This window comes from Streptomyces sp. NPDC034084 (genome assembly GCF_055575535.1).
The window spans coordinates 1-23,735 of record NZ_JBVISK010000008.1; the positions used below are offsets into that span (position 1 = coordinate 1).

At 71.3% G+C, this 23,735-nt stretch carries 21 protein-coding genes and 1 pseudogene; 16 read left to right on the forward strand and 6 right to left on the reverse strand.

What is annotated here, in order from left to right; genetic code table 11:
• Nucleotides 1-106 precede the first annotated feature (106 nt).
• From ACZ51I_RS26700 to ACZ51I_RS26735, 8 genes are all read left to right on the forward strand, one after another.
• The gene (locus ACZ51I_RS26700; RefSeq protein WP_468880551.1) at nucleotides 107-754 is read left to right on the forward strand and encodes an HAD family hydrolase; all 648 of its coding nucleotides are present in this window, start codon (nucleotides 107-109) and stop codon (nucleotides 752-754) included.
• 43 nt (nucleotides 755-797) lie between these two features.
• On the forward strand, nucleotides 798-1,997 hold the full coding sequence (locus ACZ51I_RS26705; protein WP_468880553.1) for an MFS transporter: 1,200 nt from the start codon (nucleotides 798-800) through the stop codon (nucleotides 1,995-1,997).
• Nucleotides 1,966-3,141, forward strand: a complete 1,176-nt coding sequence (locus ACZ51I_RS26710; protein ID WP_468880555.1) for an acetoin utilization protein AcuC — start codon at nucleotides 1,966-1,968, stop codon at nucleotides 3,139-3,141. The genes ACZ51I_RS26705 and ACZ51I_RS26710 overlap by 32 nt, the downstream gene beginning before the upstream one ends.
• 94 nt (nucleotides 3,142-3,235) lie before the next feature.
• Nucleotides 3,236-4,051, forward strand: coding sequence for a phosphatase (locus ACZ51I_RS26715; protein WP_468880558.1), 816 nt, complete (start codon nucleotides 3,236-3,238; stop codon nucleotides 4,049-4,051).
• A 127-nt stretch (nucleotides 4,052-4,178) separates the two neighbouring features.
• The gene (locus ACZ51I_RS26720) at nucleotides 4,179-4,388 is read left to right on the forward strand and encodes a helix-turn-helix domain-containing protein (RefSeq protein ID WP_030223786.1); all 210 of its coding nucleotides are present in this window, start codon (nucleotides 4,179-4,181) and stop codon (nucleotides 4,386-4,388) included.
• Nucleotides 4,389-4,552: 164 nt separating this feature from the next.
• Nucleotides 4,553-4,651: a 30S ribosomal protein bS22 gene (locus ACZ51I_RS26725; protein ID WP_003948845.1), complete on the forward strand. Its 99-nt coding sequence runs from the start codon at nucleotides 4,553-4,555 to the stop codon at nucleotides 4,649-4,651.
• 137 nt (nucleotides 4,652-4,788) lie between these two features.
• Entirely contained in the window at nucleotides 4,789-5,850 is a 1,062-nt protein-coding gene (locus tag ACZ51I_RS26730) for an NAD-dependent epimerase/dehydratase family protein (RefSeq protein WP_468880561.1), read from the forward strand.
• Nucleotides 5,851-5,865: 15 nt separating this feature from the next.
• Nucleotides 5,866-6,942 carry a lysophospholipid acyltransferase family protein gene (locus tag ACZ51I_RS26735; protein ID WP_468880563.1) on the forward strand — a complete coding sequence of 359 codons (1,077 nt, stop codon included), beginning with the start codon at nucleotides 5,866-5,868 and terminating at the stop codon, nucleotides 6,940-6,942.
• Between the two features lie 61 nt (nucleotides 6,943-7,003).
• Here the strand turns inward: ACZ51I_RS26735 and ACZ51I_RS26740 are convergent, their stop codons facing one another.
• The 3 genes from ACZ51I_RS26740 to ACZ51I_RS26750 all read right to left on the reverse strand — a co-directional run bounded on the left by ACZ51I_RS26740 (nucleotide 7,004) and on the right by ACZ51I_RS26750 (nucleotide 10,717).
• Entirely contained in the window at nucleotides 7,004-8,248 is a 1,245-nt protein-coding gene (locus ACZ51I_RS26740) for a DUF5667 domain-containing protein (protein WP_468880566.1), read from the reverse strand.
• 298 nt (nucleotides 8,249-8,546) lie between these two features.
• Nucleotides 8,547-9,338: an ECF subfamily RNA polymerase sigma factor, BldN family gene (locus ACZ51I_RS26745; RefSeq protein WP_468880569.1), complete on the reverse strand. Its 792-nt coding sequence runs from the start codon at nucleotides 9,336-9,338 to the stop codon at nucleotides 8,547-8,549.
• Nucleotides 9,339-9,769: 431 nt separating this feature from the next.
• Complete coding sequence (locus tag ACZ51I_RS26750) at nucleotides 9,770-10,717, reverse strand: HAD family hydrolase (RefSeq protein ID WP_468880570.1); 948 nt, start codon at nucleotides 10,715-10,717, stop codon at nucleotides 9,770-9,772.
• A gap of 105 nt (nucleotides 10,718-10,822) precedes the next feature.
• Here ACZ51I_RS26750 and ACZ51I_RS26755 point away from each other — a divergent pair, with 105 nt between their 5' ends.
• The 6 genes from ACZ51I_RS26755 (at nucleotide 10,823) to hemB (ending at nucleotide 17,461) form a co-directional block, all read left to right on the forward strand.
• Entirely contained in the window at nucleotides 10,823-11,137 is a 315-nt protein-coding gene (locus ACZ51I_RS26755; RefSeq protein WP_468880573.1) for a glutaredoxin family protein, read from the forward strand.
• A 272-nt stretch (nucleotides 11,138-11,409) separates the two neighbouring features.
• Nucleotides 11,410-12,210, forward strand: a complete 801-nt coding sequence (locus ACZ51I_RS26760) for a redox-sensing transcriptional repressor Rex (RefSeq protein WP_468880575.1) — start codon at nucleotides 11,410-11,412, stop codon at nucleotides 12,208-12,210.
• The gene (locus ACZ51I_RS26765) at nucleotides 12,207-13,562 is read left to right on the forward strand and encodes a glutamyl-tRNA reductase (RefSeq protein WP_468880577.1); all 1,356 of its coding nucleotides are present in this window, start codon (nucleotides 12,207-12,209) and stop codon (nucleotides 13,560-13,562) included. The genes ACZ51I_RS26760 and ACZ51I_RS26765 overlap by 4 nt, the downstream gene beginning before the upstream one ends.
• A complete protein-coding gene (gene hemC / locus ACZ51I_RS26770; protein ID WP_468880580.1) occupies nucleotides 13,559-14,545 on the forward strand; it encodes a hydroxymethylbilane synthase in 987 nt (328 codons plus the stop codon). Before ACZ51I_RS26765 ends, hemC begins: the two co-directional genes overlap by 4 nt.
• The gene (locus tag ACZ51I_RS26775) at nucleotides 14,542-16,212 is read left to right on the forward strand and encodes a bifunctional uroporphyrinogen-III C-methyltransferase/uroporphyrinogen-III synthase (protein ID WP_468880582.1); all 1,671 of its coding nucleotides are present in this window, start codon (nucleotides 14,542-14,544) and stop codon (nucleotides 16,210-16,212) included. The genes hemC and ACZ51I_RS26775 overlap by 4 nt, the downstream gene beginning before the upstream one ends.
• A gap of 244 nt (nucleotides 16,213-16,456) precedes the next feature.
• Nucleotides 16,457-17,461 carry a porphobilinogen synthase gene (hemB, locus tag ACZ51I_RS26780; RefSeq protein WP_468880585.1) on the forward strand — a complete coding sequence of 335 codons (1,005 nt, stop codon included), beginning with the start codon at nucleotides 16,457-16,459 and terminating at the stop codon, nucleotides 17,459-17,461.
• 3 nt (nucleotides 17,462-17,464) lie between these two features.
• On the opposite strand, the pseudogene ACZ51I_RS26785 reads toward hemB, so the two are convergent.
• Nucleotides 17,465-18,275: pseudogene (locus ACZ51I_RS26785) on the reverse strand (DUF4253 domain-containing protein).
• A gap of 109 nt (nucleotides 18,276-18,384) precedes the next feature.
• Between ACZ51I_RS26785 and ACZ51I_RS26790 the strand changes: the two are divergent.
• Nucleotides 18,385-18,654: a DUF1876 domain-containing protein gene (locus ACZ51I_RS26790; protein WP_468881302.1), complete on the forward strand. Its 270-nt coding sequence runs from the start codon at nucleotides 18,385-18,387 to the stop codon at nucleotides 18,652-18,654.
• Between the two features lie 54 nt (nucleotides 18,655-18,708).
• On the opposite strand, the gene argS is transcribed toward ACZ51I_RS26790, so the two are convergent.
• Entirely contained in the window at nucleotides 18,709-20,478 is a 1,770-nt protein-coding gene (gene argS, locus ACZ51I_RS26795; RefSeq protein ID WP_468880587.1) for an arginine--tRNA ligase, read from the reverse strand.
• 118 nt (nucleotides 20,479-20,596) lie between these two features.
• Here argS and lysS point away from each other — a divergent pair, with 118 nt between their 5' ends.
• Nucleotides 20,597-22,378 carry a lysine--tRNA ligase gene (lysS, locus tag ACZ51I_RS26800; protein ID WP_468880590.1) on the forward strand — a complete coding sequence of 594 codons (1,782 nt, stop codon included), beginning with the start codon at nucleotides 20,597-20,599 and terminating at the stop codon, nucleotides 22,376-22,378.
• Between the two features lie 74 nt (nucleotides 22,379-22,452).
• On the opposite strand, the gene ACZ51I_RS26805 is transcribed toward lysS, so the two are convergent.
• The gene (locus tag ACZ51I_RS26805) at nucleotides 22,453-23,709 is read right to left on the reverse strand and encodes a DUF2637 domain-containing protein (RefSeq protein WP_468880593.1); all 1,257 of its coding nucleotides are present in this window, start codon (nucleotides 23,707-23,709) and stop codon (nucleotides 22,453-22,455) included.
• Nucleotides 23,710-23,735 lie beyond the last annotated feature (26 nt).

Below are 23,735 nucleotides of genomic sequence, written 5' to 3' on the forward strand. Positions count from 1 at the left end.
GCAGGGGGGACCCTGTGGGAGAGTAGGACACCGCCGAACAATTTTTAGCCTCAACCCCTGGACTCTGTCCGGGGGTTGAGGCATTTTTGCGTTCTAGGCTGTGGCCATGCGATACGACCTGGTGATCTTCGACAACGACGGTGTGCTGGTGGACAGCGAGCCGATCTCCAACAACCTGCTGGCCCGCTATCTGACGGAGCTCGGGCACCCCACCACGTACGAGGAATCGCTGCGGGACTACATGGGCTCCGCCATGCATCGCATTCACGAGCTCGTCGAGGAGCGGAGTGGGGAGAAACTGCCCGCGGACTTCGACGAGACGTTCCATTCGCGTGTCTTCGCCGCGTTCCGCGCGGAGTTGGAGGCCGTGGTCGGGGCCGGCGACGTTCTCAAAGAGCTTGCCGCGGCCGGTGTTCCGTACTGTGTGGCGTCCTCGGGGAGTCATGAGCGGATCCGGGTCGGGCACCGGAAGACGGGGCTCGACAGCTGGTTCCCGGACGAGATCGTCTTCAGCTCCGAGGACGTCGGCCGGGGCAAGCCGTGGCCCGACCTGTTCCTGTACGCCGCCGAGCGGATGGGCGTCGCTCCCGAGCGGTGCGTGGTGGTGGAGGACAGCCCGCTCGGGGTGCGGGCGGCCCTGGCGGCCGGGATGGACGTGTACGGGTTCACCGCCATGACACCGGAGGAGAAGCTCGCCGGGGCGACGGGCTACTTCGGCAGGATGGACGAGCTGCCCGCGATTCTGGGTATGTGATCCATCTACCCAGCGGTAGTTTCCGGCCGTACGCTGTGCCGCCATGACAGATGCGCGGTTGCGGCGTGGGCGGGGATCCCTGGCGGTCAGTTTCTTCGTGCAGGGGGTCACCTTCGCCCTGCTCGTGACGCGAATACCGGCGATCCAGGACCAGTACGGGATCTCGGACGGGCTCCTGCCGGCCTTCCTCGCGGCCGTGCCGATCCTGGCCGGGGTGGCGAGCGTAACGACCGAGAAGGTCGTCGCCAGGGTCGGGCCGGCGGTGGTCCTGCGGTGGGCGCAGCCCTTCGTCCTCCTTGCCCTGCTCGCCGTGGGGCTGGGATCCGCGCTGTGGCAGGCCGCGCTGGCGCTGGGGCTCTTCGGCATCGCGGTCGGTGCGCTGGACGCCTCCATGAACATGCTGGGGGTGAGCCTCCAGCGGGCGTACGGGCGGAGCATCATGCTCGGTTTCCACGCCTCGTACAGCCTCGGCGGGATCGCGGGGGCCTCGCTGGCCTGGGTGGGGGCGCACTGGCACCTGTCGTTGTTCGTGTCGTATCTGCCGGTGGTGGCCGTGCTGCTGCCCATCGCGTTCGTCGGCAGCCGGTGGTACGTGGCCGGCTGGGAGTCCGTGGCGGTCGTGGCGGGGGAGGGGAAGGGGAGCGGTGTCGTCTTCAAGGTGCTGCTGCCGCTCTGTCTCGTGATGACCTTCGCGTACATCGGGGACTCGACGGTCTCCAACTGGAGTGCGAAGTACCTCCAGGACGTGCTCGGCAGTTCGGAGGAGCTGGCGACCGTCCCATACAACGCGTACATGGTGACGACGCTGCTCGGGCGGGCCGTCGGGGACTTCGGGGTGCGGCGGCTCGGGGCCGTCGTGGTCGTCCGGGCGGGGGCGGTGCTCGCGGCTCTCGGGTTCGCGCTGGTCGCGGTGTCGCCCGGCGCGTGGTCGGGGATCGCGGGGTTCACGGTGCTCGGCTTCGGGCTGAGCGTGCTCGTGCCGCAGACCTTCGCCGCGGCGGGCAGGCTGTTCCCGGGGGCCAGTGACGCGGCGGTCGCGCGGTTGAACGTCTTCAACTACGTCGGCTTCCTCGTCGGATCACCGTTGGTGGGGGCGCTCGGGGACGCGTGGAGCTATCGGGGGGCCATGCTGGTGCCGATGGTGCTGGTCCTGGTGACGGTGGTGTACGCCACGTCGTTCGGTTCGGAAAAGGCCCGATACGGTGGCGGACATGAGCGGCCGCGCACTGTTGATGTGGGATGAAGCTGTCACGCAGTACGACTTCGGGTCCGAGCATCCGATGGATCCGGTACGCCTCGCGCTGACGATGTCGCTGGTGCGGGCCTACGGCCTGGACCGGGCGGTGGACGTGGTGGCGGCGAAGCCGGCCGGTGACTCCACGCTGCGGCTGGTGCACCGCGAGGACTACGTGGCGGCGGTGCGGGCCGCGTCGGCGGATCCGCGCCACGCCGACCAGGCGTACGGGCTGGGCACGGTCGACGATCCGGCGTTCGCAGGGATGCACGAGGTGTCGGCGCTGATCGCCGGGCAGTCGGTGGGTGCGGCGGAGGCGGTCTGGCGCGGGGAGGCCGCGCACGCGGTGAACTTCGCGGGCGGCCTGCACCACGCGATGCCCGGGAGCGCGTCCGGTTTCTGTATCTACAACGACGCCTCGCTCGCCATCGCCCGGCTGCTCGAACTGGGCGCGGAGCGGGTGGCGTACGTGGACGTGGACGTGCATCACGGGGACGGGGTGCAGGCGGCGTTCTGGGAGGACCCGCGGGTCCTGACGGTCTCGCTGCACGAGCATCCGCGGACGCTGTTCCCGCAGACCGGCTGGCCGGAGGAGACGGGTGCGGCGGGGGCCGGTGAGGGCGGGGCGGTGAACGTGGCGCTGCCGGCCGGGACAGGGGACGCGGGGTGGCTGCGGGCCTTCCACGCGGTCGTGCCGGAGCTGATCGCGGACTTCCGGCCGCAGGTGCTCGTGACGCAGCACGGGGCGGACACGCACTTCGAGGACCCGCTGGCGCACCTGGCGGTGTCGCTGGACGCGCAGCGGGCGGTGCAGGAGGCCTGCCACGAGCTGGCGCACGAGCACGCGGAGGGGCGGTGGCTGGCGCTCGGCGGCGGTGGATACGCGGTGGTGGACGTCGTACCGCGGTCGTGGACGCATCTGGTGGGGATCGCCGCGCATGCTCCGGTGGATCCGGAGTCGGTGATCCCGTCGTCCTGGCGGGACGAGGCGTACGCGCGGACGCGGCAGCCGGGGCCGCTGCGGATGACGGACGGGCGGTGGCCGGTGGGCTTCCGGGACTGGGCCGGGGGGTACGACCCGGCGGACCGGCTCGACCAGGCGGTGCTGGCCACGCGGAAGGCGGTTTTTCCGCTGCGGGGGCTGCTGGCCTAGGCGATCCCTCACGTTCTCCCGGGTGTTACGCCGACTGTGGGGTGTGCGGGAGGTTTGGATCCCGGGGCGGCGGTGTTCCGGCAGCATCGGGTGGGTGTTGAGTACCGGAGCGCTGCGGGCGCATCTGTTGGCGGCGGGGTTGGCGGGCAGGGTGGCGACCTCGCGGGAGGAGAACCTGCGGAGCTATCGGCTCTTCGCCGCGCGTGATCCGCGGGTGCTGCTCGGGCTCGACCCCGCGTGGCTGTGGGACGAGGCCGGTCTGCTGCGGCTGATGGCCGACAAGTGCGGGGTGTCGGGGGATCCGGCGCACCGGTCGGGGCCGGACGCGATCGATCCGGAGCGTACGGTGCGGGGGCTCGACGCCTTCGCCGCGCGCCTGGGCGCGGCGGCGGCGCGCAGGGTTCCGGTGCTTCTCGGGACGGGGCATCCACACCGTCTGCTCGGTTTCTACGTCGCTCTCGCAGACGCCTTGTCGGCGGCGGGATGCCTTGTCCTCACCCCCGCGCAGGGGCGATGTGTCGACATAACGACCCGGTTCGGCGTACGTACGTACCTCCTCGACTACGTACGCGGGGTGGCGCTGGTGCGAGAGCCGGGGCCGTCCGGAGGCGGGCGCGTACGGGGGGCGCACTCCCATTCGCCGCTGCCGGTCAGGGCCGCTCTGGAGAGCGCGGCCGAGGACGGCGGGCCGCTGCCCGAGCTCGTGGTGGGGGACCACGGATGGGTCTGCGGGGCAGGTCAGCTGGGTATCGAGGCCATCGGTCTCGCCGATACGGATGATCCGGCGCTGTTCGTCGGGGAGGCGGAGGGCCAGGTGTCGGTGGCCGTTCCGCTGGACGACGGCGTGCGCTCCTCCTCGTACCTCCCGCTGACGCGCTATGTACTCAATCGAGCGCGTCTGTCACGGTAAACGGCCGATGGCAGCTCCTCTTCCCCACTCGTACCACCCGCCCCTAGTCTGGAGAGTGAGCGCTCGGCGACGAAGAGTCACCGGAGGGGAAGCCGGTGGGCGTCGCGGCGGAAGGTACAGGTGGGTCATGGCTGCTGGCGATCGACCTCTCAACGAGGTCAAGTTTCTGACCGTGGCGGAAGTCGCCTCGGTGATGCGCGTGTCGAAGATGACCGTGTACCGCTTGGTGCACAGCGGTCATCTGCCGGCGATCCGGGTGGGCAGGTCCTTCCGGGTGCCGGAACAGGCGGTTCACGAGTACCTGCGGGAGTCGTTCGTGGGGGTGGGGACCGCGTAGCGAGCGCGCGGCCGTAACGCCGGAAAAGCTCCGTACGCCCCTCGGATTACAAGCCCGGTCCTCGGGACGGTAGGCTAGGCCGACGTAGGTCGTGTGGGCCCAGACGCCCCGCACCGATCCCCGCCGGGAGGCGGGGATGTTCCGAGAAGTGAGCGAGGGTAGTCGTGGGCTCTGTTATCAAGAAGCGGCGCAAGCGGATGGCGAAGAAGAAGCACCGCAAGCTGCTCAAGCGCACGCGCGTTCAGCGTCGCAACAAGAAGTAAGGCGACAGCTGCTTCGCAGCGTTTGTGCGTCAGGCGTGGCCCTTCACCGTTCGCGGTGGAGGGCCACGCTTTTATCGCGGCGGAATCTCCAGGCGCTACGGTGGCGACCAACAGAAGACGGACGGAAGGCGCTGATCTTGGGCAAGGTCGTGCTCGTCACCGGTGCCGCCCGGCATCTGGGCGGCCGCTTCGTGCGGCGGATCCAGCGGGACCCGGAAGTGGAGCGGGTGATCGCCGTGGACGCGGTGGACCCCGCGCACCAGCTCGGCGCCGCCGAGTTCGTACGGGCGGACATCCGCCGGCCCGAGATCGCCAAGGTCCTCGCCGAGCACGACGTCGACACGGTCGTCCATCTGGACGTCACCGGTACGGCGCTCGGCGGCGGCGGCCGGACGTCGGTCAAGGAGACCAACGTCATCGGCACCATGCAGCTGCTCGGTGCCTGCCAGAAGTCGCCGCGGATCGGGCGGCTGGTGATCAAGTCCAGTACGAGCGTCTACGGCTCCGCGCCCCGGGACCCGGCCGTCTTCACCGAGACGACGCCCGCGAAGTCCCTGCCGAGCGGCGGCTTCGCGAAGGACGCCGTCGAGGTCGAGGGGTACGTCCGCGGCTTCGCCCGGCGGCGGCCCGACGTGGCCGTGTGCGTGCTGCGGTTCGCGAACATCCTCGGGCCCCGGATCGACTCCCCGCTCGCCGAGTACCTGGCGCTGCCGGTGCTGCCGACCGTCCTCGGGTACGACCCGCGGCTGCAGTTCGTCCACGAGGACGACGTGATCGACGTCCTGCGCCTGGCGGCGCACGAGCCCCGCAGGGCGACCCTGAACAGCGGCACGTTCAACGTGGCCGGTGACGGGGTGCTGCTGCTCTCCCAGTGCGCGCGGCGCCTCGGGCGGCCGACGGTGCCGGTGCTGCTGCCCGCGGTCACCTGGGTGGGCAGCGCGCTGCGCACGGTCGGGATCACCGACTTCGCGCCCGAGCAGATCCGGCTGCTCACGCACGGCCGGGTCGTCTCGACGGTCCAGACACGGGAGGTCCTCGGCTTCTCGCCGCGCTACTCGACGGCGGAGACGCTCGCGGACTTCGCGCGGGGCCGGGGGCCGGGGCTGCTGCCGCCTGAGCTGCTCGCGGGGGCGGTGGACCGGCTCGCCGGGCGCCTGGCTCCTTCCACCGAAGCTTCCACCCTTCACCACGGCGCCTGAGGAGACCCGACTGCGATGGCGGACGCCAAGGTCATTCCGTTCGACGACGACCGTTCACGGGCCCGCCGGCGGCCCGCCAGGGCCGAGGGCGAGGCGGCGGCCGTACGGGCCCTGCCGGGGCCTCAGCAGGCGCCGGGGGAGCCGGGGCATCCGGGGGAGCCTGAAGCGGCTTCCGGGGCTCCTGGGGCCGACGCGGCTTCCGGGGCCGCACGGCAGGGGCCGGACGGGCCGGAGCGGGCGGCGGGCGGCCGGGGTGACTGGGAGCGGCGGCTCGCGGGCGGGCTCGCGTTCCTGCGGCGGCGGGTCACCGGCGAGTACGAGGTCGACGAGTTCGGCTACGACGAGGAGCTCACCGACCAGGTCTTGATGTCCCTGCTGCGCCCGTTGTACGAGAAGTACTTCCGGGTGGAGGTGAAGGGCGTCGAGAACATCCCGGCCGAGGGCGGGGCGCTGATCGTCGCCAACCACTCCGGGACGCTGCCGCTGGACGGGCTGATGATGCAGGTCGCCGTCCACGACCACCATCCGGCCGGGCGGCATCTGCGGCTGCTGGCGGCGGACCTCGTCTTCGTGCTGCCCGTCGTCAACGAGCTGGCCCGCAAGGCGGGGCACACGCTGGCCTGCGCGGAGGACGCGGAGCGGCTGCTGCGCGCCGGCGAGATCGTCGGGGTGATGCCGGAGGGCTTCAAGGGGATCGGGAAGCCCTTCGGGGAGCGGTACAAGCTCCAGCGGTTCGGGCGGGGCGGCTTCGTCTCGACGGCGCTGCGGGCCGGGGTGCCGATCGTGCCCTGCTCGATCGTGGGGGCCGAGGAGATATACCCGATGCTCGGGAACGCCCGGACCCTGGCGCGAGTGCTCGGGATCCCGTACTTCCCGCTCACCCCGACCTTCCCCTGGCTGGGGCCGCTCGGGGTGCTGCCGCTGCCGACGAAGTGGACGATCCAGTTCGGCGAGCCGATCCCGACGGACTCGTACGCCCCCGAGGCGGCGGAGGACCCGATGCTGATGTTCAACCTGACGGATCAGGTGCGCGAGCAGATCCAGCACACGCTGTACAAGTTGCTGGTGCAGCGGCGGTCGGTGTTCTTCTGAGCTTCGTGAGCCAGGCAGGAAGAAGGGGCGCCCCCGTCTGGGGGGGCGCCCCTTCTTCCTGCTAGCGAGCGTCCTCGCTGTCGATGCCGAGGCCCGGAAGCAGCCCCGGCAGGACTGGCGGAAGGGTCACGTCCGGCACGTCCGGGGTCGGCCGGCCCTCGCTGGGGGCCGTCGGTTCGCCGGTCGGGGAGGGCTCGAGCAGTCCGCCGGCGCTGCCGCCGAGGAGGCCGTCGTCCTCGGGCGAGGCGGTGCCGCTGCCCGTGCTCGGGGCGGATCCCGTGCTGGGCCCGGATGTACGGGGCGGGGCGGAGTGGCTGCCCGACGGGGACGCCTCCTGGCTGGACGGCGGCTGGGTGTCCGCGCCCGGAGTGTCCTTCGGAGTGCCCGGCGTGGAGCGCGGTCCCTCCGAGCCGACTGCTCCCCGCTCGGGGGTACGGGGGAGCACCGACTGGAGCGGCTCGACCTCTTCGTCTATGGCGTCGAAGACGTCCGTCACCTCGCTGCCGACGTCCGCCAGCTGGACGGGGAGCCGGTCGCGCAGGCCGTTCCAGGTGTCCCGGTGGGCCTGGGCGAAGGCGTTGAGCCGGGCCATGGGGCCGAGCTCGCCGTCCCGCTCGTACGCCTCGCGGAGCAGCCGGTGGCCCTCGGAGGCGTCGTGCTTCATCCCGCCCAGGACGCGGCGGATCTCGGCGAGGGACTCGTGGTCGAGCTCCCCGGCGCGGCCGCGCTCCATGAGCCGGCGTGCCTCGCTGAGGCGGGTGGAGGCCTGGTCGAGGTAGATGCCGCCGCGGTCCGCGTCGTCGTCCGCCATGCCCAGCTTGATGTCCTCCATGCCTCGCTTGAGTCCGTAGAGCGAGTCACCGGGGAGGGCGTCCGAACTGGCGGCGGCCACACCGCCGAAGGCGCCCGCCGCGACACCGACCGTGAGGCCGCCGGCGGCGAGGCCCTTGGTCCAGCGGGACCGGGGGCGCAGTTTCCGCAGGGGGGACGCCCGGTGGGCCCCCTTGCCGGAGGTGGTCCGCTGCTCGGGCACCGAAGGGCCCCCGGCAGCGCTCCCCTCCATGAGCATCGCTTCCATGGCGGCGACGAGCTGGGCTCGCTGCACCACCTTGACCTCGGGGTCGAGCTGTGGCTTCGGCAGCTCGCCGAGGCCGTTCGCCAAGGTCAACAACCGCCCTTGCTCGGCGGGTTCGGCCGGCTCCGCCGGGGCCTCGGGCTGCTCGGCCGCCGCGTCCTCGGACGCCCGGTCCTCCAGGGCCTGGGCGAAGGCGTTCGCCCGCCGGTGCGCCGATACGTTCGCGATCACTGGCGGCACCTCCTCTCGTCATGACGGTCGACTCCCCCGGGTGTCCGGCAGGTTGCACACCTTGAGCACATCCACACGAACGAGTGAGTGGCTGTGGCCATGGCGTGACCGCAGGGAGCCTGCATCCCGCACAACGAGCGGCGCGGCACTTGGGTTACGCGCGAAAGATGATCGGACCAGTGCGTCATCGAGGCGTCACCGACTGTGAGTTGGGCGGGGGGTCGTGGGGACGTGGGGGGATGCGTGGGGGTGGGGTGCGGACCGGGACGGGGACGCGCGTGTGGGGGGCGCGGAGCGGTCAGCGGGCGTCGTCCGGGAGGAGGCGGGCCAGGGTGCGGACGGCCCGGTACTGGAGGGTCTTGATCGCGCCCTCGTTCTTGCCCATGACCCGGGCGGTCTCCGCGACGGAGAGGCCCTGCAGGAAGCGCAGGGTCACGCACTCCTGCTGCTGGGGGTTGAGGCGGCGGACCGCGTCGAGGAGGGCGGCGTTGGAGAGGGACTCCAGGACGGAGTCCTCGGGGCTGCGCTCGACCTCGTTGGCGTCGAGCATCTCCCCGGTGGTCACTTCCAGGCGGAAGCGGCTGGACTTGAAGTGGTCGGCGACCAGGTTCCTGGCGATGGTCACGAGCCAGGCGCCGAAGTCGCGGCCCTGCCAGGTGAAGGTGGAGATCCGGCGCAGGGCGCGCAGGAACGTCTCGCTGGTGAGGTCCTCCGCCGTCGCCTTCCCGCCGACGCGGTAGTAGATGTAGCGGTAGACGGTGTCGCTGTACTGGTCGTACAGACGGCCGAATGCCTCGGCCTCGCCGGCCTGGGCGCGCTCGACCAGGTCCATCATGCGGGCGCTGTCGCTGTCGGCGGTGGGGCGGCGGGGGGTCGTCGAGGTTCCGGAGCCGGAGCGTGCGCCCCGTCTGCCGACGGCGGCGCCGCCGTCGGCCAGGGCGTAGCAAGGGCCGGCGGGTGCCGGTGCGGCGAAGGCGAAGGCGGGGACAGGGCCGGCGTACGCGGTGGGGACGAAGCCGCGCAAGTGGTCGAGGACCGTTGCGCGCAGCGTAGCCAGGCCCGAGGTGTCAACCCCGACGTGTGGGTACACGGGACTCCCAGAGGCAGAGCTTCCATCACGTGCAGTGCGGGACCGTTCACTCGTCGTGGCGACGTGAGGGGTCCTTTGTGCGTCTGAGGAGAATAACGCTTCGTACAGGCAGCGCTACACCCAGTTGCTCAAATCACCGGTTCCGTCGATTCTGTTACTGCTTGTAGTCACATCAAGGCACAGTTCATGACCGGTTGTTGATCGGTTTGCTTTCGAGTCTGACTGAGCGGGCGATGCGTTGTGCTCAAGTCCCGGCCCGGTGACTGATCGGGGCCGCTGCGGGGTAAGGAGTGCGGAATGCCCTGTGGTCGACGTGCGCGGGGCTGTTCGACCACGGACGGGTGAACGGCTCTGGTCCGGGGTCGTCGCAGATGATCGCAGCCGAAACGTATCGGCAGACGCGGAGCGCGCCCTCGGCCTCGCGAAGCGCGTCAGTGGCGGCGGCGGTGCAGGGCGACCGCTGCGGCGGTCCCGCCCGCCAGGGCGCCCAGGCCCGCGGCCGCGGGGATCCCGACCTTGGCCGCCTTGCGGCCTGTCCGGTAGTCGCGCAGACGCCAGTCCCGGGCCTTCGCGTACTTGCGGAGCTTGGCGTCCGGGTTGATCGCGTACGGGTGCCCCACCAGCGACAGCATCGGGATGTCGTTGTGCGAGTCGCTGTACGCGGCGCAGCGGCCCAGGTCGAGACCCTCGGCGGCGGCGAGAGCCCGTACCGCCTCGGCCTTCGCCGGACCGTGCAGGGGCTCGCCGACGAGCTTGCCCGTGTAGACGCCGTCCACCGACTCGGCGACCGTGCCGAGCGCGCCGGTCAGGCCCAGCCGGCGGGCGATGATCGTGGCCGTCTCGACCGGCGCGGCCGTGACCAGCCAGACCTTCTGGCCCGCGTCCAGGTGCGCCTGGGCGAGGCCGCGGGTGCCGGGCCAGATGCGGTCGGCCATGTACTCGTCGTAGATCTCCTCGCCGATCGACATCAGTTCGGAGACGCGGTGGCCCTTGACGATCGACAGGGCGCTGTCGCGGGCGTCCTGCATGTGCTCCGGGTCCTCGACGCCGGCGAGCCGGAACCAGGCCTGCTGCCAGGCGAAGCGTGCGAGTTCGCGGCGCTGGAAGAACTTCCGCTTGTACAGGCCGCGCCCGAAGTGGAAGATCGCGGCGCCCTGCATCACGGTGTTGTCGAGGTCGAAGAAGGCCGCTGCCCGTACGTCACCGACCACGGGGAACTCGGGCTCGGCGGCCGCCGTCTCGGCGGCGGCGGACTCCTCGCGCTCCTGTTCCAGCTGGAGCGAGGACTTGCGGGCCGCTTCGGCGGCGGCCTCGCCTGCCAGGACGCTGCGCGCGGTGGCGGAGCGCCTACGGGGGGTGAGCCATCCCAGAGCGGCCATGTCGTTGAGCATAGCCATTCTGTTCGGCCCTTCCCGACTGGCGAGGATGCCGTGGCGTGAACAGTCGGCGCCGACCGTGTGACCGGGTCCGCGGGGCCGCGCAGAATGGACGTCATGTTCGGACGTACGAAGAAGAAGGACGCCGCGACGGAGAAGGGTGCCGCGTCGGGGAAGGGTCCCGCGTCGCGCACCGTGACGTTGATCGGCAAGCCGGGGTGCCATCTCTGCGACGACGCCCGCGCGGTGGTCGAGGCCGTGTGCGCGGAGACCGGAGCATCCTGGGAGGAGAAGGACATCACCCGGGACGAAGAGCTCCACCGGGCGTACTGGGAACAGATTCCCGTGGTCCTCGTCGACGGCGAGCAGCACACCTTCTGGCGCGTGGACGCCGGGCGGCTCCGGCGCGAACTGGGTGCGTGACCGAAAGGCGGTTACCATCGTGGACGTTTTGTTGGGTTTCGGGGGCGGCATCGTGAGGAGAGTGTGCGGCTTTGCCCCCTTCGGGATCTCAACGCGCTGACACGCTCCGCGGTTCCGCGACGATACGAACCGGCCGCGTGACCCCGGTCACTTTGGGCGGACAAAACGGACACCATCTTTGTGCACGCGTTCACAAAGACATAGCCTGCATTCGACGGGGCGGTCTTGGGACATATGGCCGCCTGCAGCCCCGCTCATCCCGCAGGAGCACCGTGGCAACTGGCCGAACTCACCGACCGGCGACCCGTAGCCGAGGAATTCCCGAGGCCACCGTCGCCCGGCTTCCGCTGTATCTGCGCGCACTCACCGCGCTCTCGGAGCGTTCCGTACCCACGGTCTCCTCCGAAGAGCTCGCCGCCGCGGCGGGGGTCAACTCCGCGAAGCTGCGCAAGGACTTCAGCTACCTCGGCTCCTACGGCACCCGCGGTGTCGGCTACGACGTCGAGTACCTCGTCTACCAGATCTCCCGTGAGCTGGGGCTCACCCAGGACTGGCCCGTCGTCATCGTCGGCATCGGTAACCTCGGCGCCGCACTCGCCGGCTACGGCGGCTTCGCCTCGCGTGGCTTCCGCGTCGCCGCGCTCATCGACGCCGACCCCGCCATGACCGGCAAGCCGGTCGCCGGGATCCCCGTCCAGCACAGCGACGACCTCGAGAAGATCATCAGCGAGGACGGCGTCTCCATCGGCGTCATCGCGACCCCGGCCGGCGTCGCCCAGCAGGTCTGCGACCGGCTCGTGGCCGCCGGAGTCACCTCCATCCTGAACTTCGCCCCGACCGTGCTCTCCGTGCCCGACGGCGTGGACGTGCGCAAGGTCGACCTCTCCATCGAGCTGCAGATCCTCGCCTTCCACGAGCAGCGCAAGGCCGGCGAGGAGAGCGCCGAGGAGGGCTCCGACACGGACGCCGAGGCGGAGCCCGTCGCCGTCGCACCGCCCGCCCCCCGGGGCGCCACGGGCGGCACCGGCCGTAAGGGACCCGACGGGGACGTCCCCGCGGTGATGCCGGCATGAGCCTCCTCGTCGTCGGGCTGAGCCACCGCAGCGCCCCGGTCTCCATCCTGGAGCGGGCCTCGCTGCCGGCGGACACCCGGATCAAGCTGCTCCAGGACACCCTCGCCGCCGAACCGGCCACCGAGGGCACCGTCCTGGCCACCTGCAACCGCATCGAGCTCTACGCCGACGTCGACAAGTTCCACGCCGGCGTCGCCGAGCTTTCCACGCTGCTCGCGCAGCACAGCGGCGTCGGTCTGGACGAGCTCACTCCTTATCTCTATGTCCACTACGAGGACCGGGCCGTCCACCACCTCTTCTCGGTGGCCTGCGGGCTCGACTCCATGGTCGTCGGCGAGGGCCAGATCCTCGGCCAGATCAAGGACGCCCTCGCCCTCGGCCAGGAGCTCCACACCGCCGGCCGCCTCCTCAACGACCTCTTCCAGCAGGCCCTGAGGGTCGGCAAGCGCGCCCACAGCGAGACCGGGATCGACCGGGCCGGCCAGTCGCTCGTCACCTTCGGCCTGGAGCAGCTCGCCCAGGGCACCGACGTCGACACCTGGGCCAAGGGCAAGCGGGCCCTCGTCATCGGGGCCGGCTCGATGTCCTCGCTCGCCGCCGCCACGCTCGCGCGCTCCGGCGTCTCCGAGATCGTCATCGCCAACCGCACCCTCGCCCGCGCCCAGCGGCTCGCGCAGATCCTGAACGAGCCCGGCGGCACGGGGGTGGCCGCACGCGCGGCCGAGATGGTTGCCGTCGGCGACGAACTGACACGTGCCGACGTCGTCGTCTCCTGCACCGGCGCCACCGGACTCGTCCTCACCGGCCAGGCCGTCGAGGACGCGCTGCGTGGACGCAAGGCTCCGCTCTTCCTGCTCGACCTCGCCATGCCCCGCGACATCGACGCCGCCGCCCACCGCGTCCCCGGCGTCCGGCTCGTCGACATCGAGTCGCTCGCCGACGCCTCCGCCGACGCCCCCATGGCCGCCGACGTCGACCAGGTGCGGGCCATCGTCTCCGACGAGGTCGCCGCCTTCGGCGCCGCCCAGCGCGCCGCCCACATCACTCCGACCGTCGTCGCCCTGCGCACCATGGCCGCCGACGTGGTCGCGGGCGAGGTCGCCCGGCTGGAAGGCCGCCTCCCCGACCTCGACGACAAGCAGCGCGCCGAGATCACCCAGACCGTGCGCCGCGTGGTCGACAAGCTCCTGCACGCGCCGACCGTGCGGGTCAAGCAGCTGGCCAGCGAGCCCGGCGGTGCCGGGTACGCGGACGCGCTGCGGACACTCTTCGACCTCGACCCGGAGACGGTGGCTTCCGTCAGCCGGGCCGACCTGACTGACGCCGACGTCAAGAACCGAGGGCGAGTATGACCGAGAGGGCACTGAGGCTCGGGACCAGGCGCAGCAAGCTCGCCATGGCCCAGTCCGGGCATGTGGCCGACGCCGTCCGGCAGCTGACCGGCCGGCCCGTCGAGCTCGTGGAGATCACGACGTACGGGGACACCTCCCGGGAGCACCTCGCGCAGATCGGCGGCACCGGCGTCTTCGTCGCCGCCCTGCGCGACGCGCTGCTCGCCGGCGAGGTGGACTTCGCCGTGCACTCCCTGAAGGACCTGCCGACCGCCCAGCACCCCGACCTGGTGCTGGCCGCGATCCCGTCGCGCGAGGACCCGCGCGACGTACTGATCGCCCGCGACGGGCTCACGCTGGACCGGCTGCCCGGCGGCGCCCGGGTCGGCACCGGCTCCCCCCGCCGGATGGCACAGCTCCACGCGTACGCGCGCAGCCACGGCCTGGACATCACCTGCGTCCCCATCCGCGGCAACGTCGACACCCGCGTCGGCTACGTCCGCGAGGGAGAGCTGGACGCCGTCGTCCTCGCCGCGGCCGGACTCAACCGCATCGGCGGGACCGACGAGCTCCTCGGCGGCCTCTCCGCCGAGCCGCTGGCCGTCGACACCGTCCTGCCCGCCCCCGGCCAGGGGGCCCTGGCCGTCGAATGCCTGGCGTCGAACACCGAACTCGTCGCCGCGCTCGCGCCGCTCGACGACCCGCACACGCGGGCCGCCGTGACGGCCGAGCGATCCCTGCTCGCCGCCCTGGAGGCCGGCTGCTCCGCACCCGTGGGTGCGCTGGCCGACCTGTTGGCCGACGACCCCGGTCACGGGCAGGTTGTCACCGAAATGCGCCTGCGCGGCGTCGTCGGCACCACCGACGGCTCGACGCTGGTGCAGCTGTCCACCACCGGACCCGTACCCACCTCGCACGACGAGGCCCTGGCGCTCGGACGCGAACTCGCGGACGAGATGCTCGCCAAGGGTGCGGCCGGTCTTATGGGGGAGCGAGCACTTTGAACCCCACCAGCCCGACCACCAGCCCGCTGTCCCCGGCCTTCGCGGGCCATGGGCACGTCACATTCCTCGGCGCAGGCCCCGGTGACCCCGGTCTCCTGACCCTCAGGGCCGTGGAGGCCCTCGCCGGAGCGGATGTCCTGATCGCCGAGCCGGAGGTGCTCGAGGTCGTTCGCGGCCATGCGCGCGTGGGGGTGAGCACGCCTGAGCTGACGGTCGTTGACGAGGCGTCAACAACCGCCGGAGTCCCCGTGTTGAGGGACGCGGCCAATCTTGTCATGGAGGCCGCGAGGGGCGGCAGGCGGGTCGTCCGTGCGGTGACGGGCGACCCCGGACTCGACGGGAACGCGGGAGCCGAGATGCTCGCCTGCGCCGCCGAGGGCATCCCCTTCGAGGTCGTGCCCGGCGTCGCCACGGCCGTCGGCGTCCCCGCGTACGCCGGTGTGCCGCTGCGCGACGCGCAGGGCACCGACGTGCGCTTCGTCGACGCCCGCACCGCCGACGAGCGGTGCTGGTCCGAGGTCGGCGCCTCCGACGGGACCGTCGTCGTCTCCACGACCCTGGACTCGGTCGCCGCGGCGGCCGGTGAGCTGGTGGCGGCCGGCCGCAAGCCGGACACCCCGCTCACCGTCACCATCGCCGGCACCACGACGAGGCAGCGGACCTGGAACGCGACCCTCGGGACGATCGCCCAGGTCTTCAAGCAGGGCAAGGTCCTCCCCTCGCCCGAGGGCCACCGGCCGGTCATAGCCGTGGTCGGCGAGCGCAGCGCCCCGGCGCAGCGGGACCAGCTGTCGTGGTTCGAGTCGAAGCCGCTCTTCGGGTGGCGGGTCCTCGTGCCGCGCACCAAGGAGCAGGCCGCGTCGCTCTCCGACCAGCTGCGTTCGTACGGCGCGGTGCCGCACGAGGTGCCGACCATCGCCGTCGAGCCGCCGCGCACCCCGCAGCAGATGGAGCGGGCGGTCAAGGGGCTCGTCACCGGACGGTACGAGTGGATCGCCTTCACCTCGGTGAACGCCGTGAAGGCCGTACGGGAGAAGTTCGAGGAGTACGGGCTCGACGCCCGCGCCTTCGCCGGGATCAAGGTCGCGGCGGTGGGCGAGCAGACCGCGGCGGCCCTGGTGGACTTCGGTGTGAAGCCGGACCTCGTGCCCAGCGGTGAGCAGTCCGCGGCGGGTCTCCTCGAGGACTGGCCGCCGTACGACCCGGTCTTCGACCCGATCGACCGCGTCTTCCTGCCGCGCGCCGACATCGCGACCGAGACGCTGGTCGCGGGGCTCATCGAGCTCGGCTGGGAGGTCGACGACGTCACGGCCTACCGGACCGTACGGGCCTCGCCGCCGCCGGCGGACACGCGGGAGGCGATCAAGGGCGGCGGCTTCGACGCCGTGCTCTTCACCTCCTCCTCCACCGTGCGGAACCTGGTCGGCATCGCCGGCAAGCCGCACAACGTGACCGTGATCGCCTGCATCGGGCCCGCCACGGCCAAGACGGCCGAGGAGCACGGGCTGCGCGTCGACGTGCTCTCGCCGGAGCCGTCCGTCCACAAGCTCGCCGAGGCTCTGGCGGACTTCGGCCTGCGGCGCCGCGAGTCGGCGCTGGAGGCGGGGGATCCGGTGACGCGGCCCAGCGAGCGGAGGCCGGGGGCGCGGAGGCGACGGACGACGTAGGGGTGCGTGCTGGGGGTGCGGGTCCGTCTTCACGGGCCCGCACCCCTTGTCGTCGTGGGCGGCACCGCACGCCCGTTGTGGGCAGTCGTTCCGCAGGGCGGAACGGGTGGGCACAACGGGACGGCGCCCTTGCCGGCGCCAGAGGCTCCCGCGGCCTGACCCGCACCGCGTGTGCCGGGCGCTCGGGGCGTATGCCCACACCGCGTCGGCAAAGGCATGGGGAGCGCGGGCGTAGCCTCGGTTTATGAACTCGTACGGATCCTTTCCCGGGGCGCGCCCGCGGCGGCTGCGGACGACGCCTGCCCTGCGCCGGATGGTGGCCGAGACGCGGCTGCATCCCGCCGACCTGATCCTGCCCGCGTTCGTGCGCGAGGGGATCACCGAACCCGTGCCGATCCAGGCCATGCCCGGGGTCGTACAGCACACGCGCGACACCCTGCGGAAGGCCGCCGTGGAGGCGCTGGAGGCCGGGGTCTCCGGGATCATGCTCTTCGGCGTGCCCGAGGACGCGAAGAAGGACGCCGTCGGGACGGCCGGCACGGACCCGGACGGGATTCTGCAGCTCGCCATCCGCGACGTCCGCGCCGAGGTCGGCGACGACCTGGTCATCATGTCGGACCTGTGCCTCGACGAGTTCACCGACCACGGGCACTGCGGCGTCCTCGACGCCGACGGCCGGGTCGACAACGACGCCACGCTGGAACGTTACGCCGAGATGGCCCAGGTCCAGGCCGACGCCGGCGTCCACGTCGTCGGCCCCTCCGGGATGATGGACGGGCAGGTCGGGGTCGTCCGCGACGCCCTGGACACCATCGGCAAGGAGGACGTGGCGATCCTCGCGTACACCGCGAAGTACTCCTCCGCCTTCTACGGCCCCTTCCGCGAGGCCGTCGGCTCCTCCCTCAAGGGTGACCGCAAGACCTACCAGCAGGACCCCGCCAACCTCCGCGAGTCCATGCGCGAGCTCGCGCTCGACCTGGAGGAGGGCGCGGACATGGTGATGGTGAAGCCCGCGGGGCCGTACCTCGACGTGCTCGCGAAGGTCGCCGACTCCGTGGACGTGCCCGTCGCCGCGTACCAGATCAGCGGTGAGTACGCGATGGTCGAGGCCGCCGCCGAGAAGGGCTGGATCGACCGTGACAAGGCGATCCTGGAAACCCTCACCGGCATCCGCCGCGCCGGCGCCCAGATGATCCTCACCTACTGGGCGACCGAGGTCGCCCGGAACCTGTCCGCCGGACGCGGCTGACCGCTAGTCCCACCAGAAGCTCCATGCCGGGGCGTCGAGCAGGGCCTTCTGGGCGTACTCGCGCAGGGTGTCGTACCGCCCCTGCGTGATGGTGTCCGGGCAGAACGCGAAGTGCTCCGCCGCGACCGCCTCGGCCTCCTGCGCGGTCCGGGGCGGTGCCGCCACCGACACCACCAGTCGGTCGAAGGTGAGCGCGACGACACGGGCGCCGAAACGGTCCTCCCAGGAGCGCAGGACGGCGCACAGCCGGGCCACGTCGTTCTCGTGGTTCACGGGCCCCGTCCAGCCGATGACCGCCGGTATGTCGGCACTGCGCCGGGCCGGGACCAGAGCCGGACGGGCCTCCGCCGGCCAGGAGCCCGGCTCCGTCAGCGCCTCGGCGATGTCGGCCGCCGCCCCGTCGGGGTCCACATCGAGCGGCAGCGCCGGGGCCAGGCCAGCAGGCGGTGAAGGGGGCTACGATCTCCACGGCGGAGTCCCGCTCCTCCTCCGGTACGTCCGAGGCCACGTGGTCCTCCCAGAAGCCGGCGAGCACGTCGTCGGCGTCGTGGTCCGCCGGATCGGTCATCATCTCCGGCATCAGCTGCCACCCGTCCAGGTCGGACGGTCCGCCCAGCAGGACCGGCAGCAGACCCGCCGTACGGGCCGCCGGGCGCAGCGCCGCCCAGGCCGCGGGCCCCGCCGCGTCGTGCCCCGACCAGAGGTACGGGTCGTCCGCCGGGCCCGCGAGGGCACCGGGCGGCAGGTCGAGGCCGAGGGAACGGCCGGTCGGGTCGGACACGAGCCTGGGCAGCTGGTTCGGGATCATCGCCATGATCAGAAGGTAGGGCCGACCACTGACAACGGGCGAGTGGTGGGGCGGCAGCGGGCGGCGCACCCTGGAGGGGTAGCCGGCAGGTACCTCGGTGGAGGTGGTCCTCATGATGCACACGCTTGTCGGATGGCATGTGGAGATGGAGTTCCAGGAAGAGGGTGACCGGACGCGGGCCGCCGCCATGGTCCGGCTCGGGGACGGCACCGAGTTCCGGGCCCACGGCAACGCGAACCGTCACCCCTCCGATCCCGACCAGCTGCGGGTGGGCGAGGAGATCGCCGGCGCGCGCGCCCTGATGGACCTCGCCTCGCAGCTGCTCCAGAAGGCCCACAGGGAGATCGACGAGGTCTCCGGCCGCACCTCGCACGACATCCGCTGACGACGAAGCCCCCGGCACCGGATCACTCCGCGCCGGGGGCTTCGCTTCGAGGCCTCAGAGGCGCTCGGGCGTCCGGATGCCCAGCAGAGCCATGCCCTGGTGGAGCGTGCGGGCCGTCAGGTCACAGAGGAAGAGGCGGTTCTCCGCGACCTCCTGCGCCGGCGCCGGCTTGATGACCGGGCACTGGTCGTAGAACGTCGTGTACAGCGAGGCGAGCTGGTACAGGTACGCGGTGAGCTTGTGCGGCGCGTACTCCGAGGCCGCTTCGGACACCGTCTCGGCGAACTGGTCCAGGTGCAGGCCGAGCGCGCGCTCCGCCGGAGCGAGCTCCAGCTCCGGGTGGGCGACAGGAGTGCGGTCGCCCGCCTTGCCGAAGATGGACTTGATACGGGCGTACGCGTACTGGAGGTACACGGACGTGTCGCCGTTCAGCGAGACCATCTGGTCCAGGTCGAACTTGTAGTCCCGCGCGGCGGACGTCGACAGATCGGCGTACTTCACCGCGCCGATGCCCACGTACTGACCGTTCTCCACGATCTCCGACTCGGTCAAGCCCACCTTCTCGGCCTTCTCGCGCACCACCGACGTCGCCCGGTCGACGGCCTCGTCCAGCAGATCCACCAGCCGCACCGTCTCGCCCTCACGGGTCTTGAACGGCTTGCCGTCCTTGCCCAGGACCGTGCCGAACGCCAGCTGGACGGCCTTCACCTCGCCGTTCAGCCAGCCCGCGCGGCGGGCCGTCTCGAAGACCATCTTGAAGTGCAGCGACTGGCGGGCGTCCACCACGTACAGCAGGGAGGTCGCCTTCAGGTTCCCCACCCGGTCACGGATCGCCGACAGGTCCGTCGCCGCGTAGCCGAAGCCGCCGTCGGACTTCTGCACGATCAGCGGCGTCGGCTTGCCGTCCGGGCCCTTCACGTCGTCGAAGAACACACACAGCGCGCCCTCGGAGCGGACGGCGACGCCCGACTCCTCCAGGAGGCGGCAGGTCTCCACCAGCATGTCGTTGTACCCGGACTCGCCGACGACGTCGCCGTCCCGGATGTCCATGTCCAGCTTGTCGAAGACCGAGTAGAAGTAGATCTTCGACTCGTCGACGAACCGCTGCCAGAGGGCCAGCGTCTCCTCGTCGCCCGCCTGGAGGTCCACCACCCGGGCACGCGCCCGCGTCTTGAACCCCTCGTCGGAGTCGAACAGCGCGCGCGACGCCTTGTACAGCCGGTTCAGGTTCGACATGGCCTCCTCGCCGGAGACCTCCGCCTCCGACGAGTGGTCCAGCTCGTGCGGGTGCTCGATCAGGTACTGGATGAGCATGCCGAACTGGGTGCCCCAGTCGCCGATGTGGTGGCGCCGGACCACCGTCTCGCCCGTGAACTCCAGGATCTCGACCATCGCCGCGCCGATCACGGCGGACCGCAGGTGACCGACGTGCATCTCCTTGGCCACGTTCGGCTGCGCGTAGTCGATGACCGTCGTCCCCGCCGACTCGTTGAACGGCACGCCGAGACGCGCGTCCGCCGCACGGGCCGCGAGCGTGTCGATGATCGCCGCGTCCGTCACCGTGATGTTCAGGAAGCCGGGGCCCGAGACCTCGATCTCCTTCAGGACGTCGTTCGCCGGGATCGCCTCGACGACCTTCGTCGCCAGCTCACGCGGGTTGCCCTTGAGCTGCTTGGCGAGCGCCAGGATGCCGTTGGCCTGGAAGTCGGCCCGGTCGCTTCGTCGCAGCAGCGGGTCGGCGGACGCGGCGTCCGGCAGAGCCGCCGAAAGGCCGTCCGCGAGGCGCTGCTGCACGGTCGAAGCGAGGGAAGGGACCGAGGCCATGAGCTTCCGTTCCTGTTGAGTCCGTCAGGTCTGATTCGCCTGTCAAGTGTCCCACGGGAGCGCAACGTGATTTCCCCGCCTGTGGACAACCTCCGAGAGTCCCGTTCCGTCTGGGAGAATGACTTACGCAGGGCTGTCAGACAGAACCCCTCCCAGGAAGAAGGACGTACCGACCGTGGCTCAGAGCAGCACCGAGACCGACTGGGTCTCCCGTTTCGCGGACGAGGTCATCGCCGAGTCGGAGCGACGTGCGCCTGGCAAACCGGTCGTCGTCGCCTCCGGCCTCTCCCCGTCCGGCCCGATCCACCTCGGCAACCTGCGCGAGGTCATGACCCCGCACCTGGTCGCCGACGAGATCCGCCGCCGCGGCCACGAGGTCCGGCACCTCATCTCCTGGGACGACTACGACCGCTACCGCAAGGTGCCCCACGGCATCGAGGGCATCGACGAGTCCTGGGCCGAGCACATCGGCAAGCCGCTGACCTCCGTCCCGGCCCCGGCCGGCTCGCCCCACCCCAACTGGGCCGAGCACTTCAAGGCCGCCATGGTCGAGTCGCTCGCCGAGCTGGGCGTCGAATACGACCCGATCAGCCAGACCGAGCAGTACACCGCCGGCGCCTACCGCGAGCAGATCCTGCACGCCATGAAGCACCGCGGCGACATCGACGCCATCCTCGACCAGTACCGGACGAAGAAGGCCCCGAAGAAGCAGTCCCAGAAGCCCGTCGACGAGGCCGAGCTGGAGGCCGAGGAGGGCTCCGGCGCGGCCAACGAGGACGACGGCTCCGGCGGCACCTCCGGCTACTTCCCGTACAAGCCCTACTGCGGGCAGTGCGAGAAGGACCTCACCACCGTCACCTCCTACGACGACGAGACCACCGAACTCGCCTACACCTGCACCAACTGCGGCTTCGGCGAGACCGTCAAGCTCAGCGAGTTCAACCGCGGCAAGCTGGTCTGGAAGGTCGACTGGCCCATGCGCTGGGCCTACGAGGGCGTCATCTTCGAGCCCTCCGGCGTCGACCACTCCTCACCCGGCTCCTCCTTCGTCGTCGGCGGCCAGATCGTCCGCGAGGTCTTCGACGGCGTCCAGCCCATCGGCCCCATGTACGCCTTCGTCGGCATCAGCGGCATGGCCAAGATGTCCTCCTCCAAGGGCGGCGTCCCCACCCCCGCCGACGCACTGAAGATCATGGAGCCCCAGCTCCTCCGCTGGCTCTACGCCCGCCGCAAGCCCAACCAGTCCTTCAAGATCGCCTTCGACCAGGAGATCCAGCGGCTCTACGACGAGTGGGACAAGCTGGAGGCCAAGGTCGCCGACGGCACCGTCCTGCCCGCCGACGCGGCCGCCCACTCCCGCGCCACCCGCACGGCCGCCGGCGAGCTGCCGCGCACCCCGCGCCCCCTCCCGTACCGCACCCTCGCCTCCGTCATGGACATCACCGCCGGACACGACGAGCAGACACTGCGGATCCTGACCGAGCTCGACCCCGAGAACCCGGTCACCTCCCTCGACGAGGTCCGGCCGCGCCTCGACCGCGCCGAGAACTGGATCACCAACCAGGTCCCCGCCGACCAGCGCACCATCGTCCGCGAGGAGCCCGACACCGAGCTCCTCGGCTCCCTCGACGACGAGGGCCGCGAGTCCCTCCGCCTCCTCCTGGCCGGCCTCGACACCCACTGGTCGCTCGACGGACTCACCACCCTCGTCTACGGCGTCCCCAAGGTCATGGCCGGTCTCGACCCCGAGGCCAAGCCCACGCCCGAGCTGAAGCTCGCCCAGCGCGCCTTCTTCGCCCTCCTCTACAAGCTCCTCGTCAGCCGCGAGACGGGCCCCCGCCTGCCCACGCTGCTGCTCGCCGTCGGCGCCGAGCGGGTCAGGAAGCTGCTCGGCGCCTGAGCCCATGAGCTGAGTACGCGAAGGGCCGCCGCCCGGATCCGATCCGGACGGCGGCCCTTTCGCGTACACCGTCGTTACGGGACGTCCACGTCCGCCCTCGCCTCCTGGACACGCTCCTGCGCACCCGGCACCGCCTGCCGCAGCACATCGATGTCGGTCGCGGGAAACTCCGCAAGGCCGTACTGCTCGGCCACCAGCTGCGCCAGCTGGGACTCGTCCGGGAACCGCTCGTGCTCAAGCACGTACGACCCCATCACCTTGTAGACGACATCCTCGAACTCGGCCGACCGGGGCTCCGGCTGCTCCACGTACTCCGGGTACTCCACGAACTCCTCCGGACCCGCCGGAGGCACGTCCTCCGGCCCCTGGGGCACCGGAACCGGCATGGGCTCCAGACCCTCCACGATCCGCGGGTTGTACGTACCCTCGTACGCCTCGGGCGAGACCTGCGGGGCGTCGAACCACGGGCTCTCGTGATTCACCGGACCCACCGGCGCCGACGGCTGGTTCGGACCCTGCGCGGGGGGCGCCGGCTGCGCCTGACCAGGGACCTGCCCCGGGATCTGGGGGTGCGGCGCCGCCGCCTGCTGGGACTGCGCCGGCGCGACCGGCTGCGACAGCTGCGGCTGCGGACCCGGAGGAAGCACCGCCGGTTCGATACCGGCCGCCGCCAGACCCGCCGGAGCCGTCTCCGCCAGCGGCACCCCGTACCGCGCCAGCCGCAGCGGCATCAACGCCTCCACCGGAGCCTTCCGCCGCCACCCCCGCCCGAAGCGCGCCTGCAGCCGCGCCTGGTAGATCAGCCGCTCCTGCTCCAACTTGATGACCTGCTCGTACGAGCGGAGCTCCCACAGCTTCATCCGCCGCCACAACCGGAACGTCGGCACCGGCGACAGCAGCCAGCGAGTGATCCGGACGCCCTCCATGTGCTTGTCGGCCGTGATGTCCGCGATCCGGCCCACCGCGTGCCGCGCGGCCTCCACCGCCACCACGAACAGCACCGGGATCACCGCGTGCATCCCCACGCCCAGCGGATCCGGCCAGGCAGCCGCACCGTTGAACGCGATCGTCGCCGCCGTCAGCACCCACGCCGTCTGACGCAACAGCGGAAACGGGATCCGCAGCCACGTCAGCAGCAGGTCCAGAGCGAGCAGCACACAGATGCCCGCGTCGATACCGATCGGGAAGAAGTACGAGAAGTTCCCGAAGCCCTTCTGCAGAGCGAGCTCGCGCACAGCGGCGTACGAACCCGCGAAACCGATCCCCGCGATGATCAGCGCACCGCCGATGACGAGGCCGATGAGTATTCGGTGTGTGCGTGTCAGCTGCATCGCGGCCACCCGCGACCCCTCCCGTC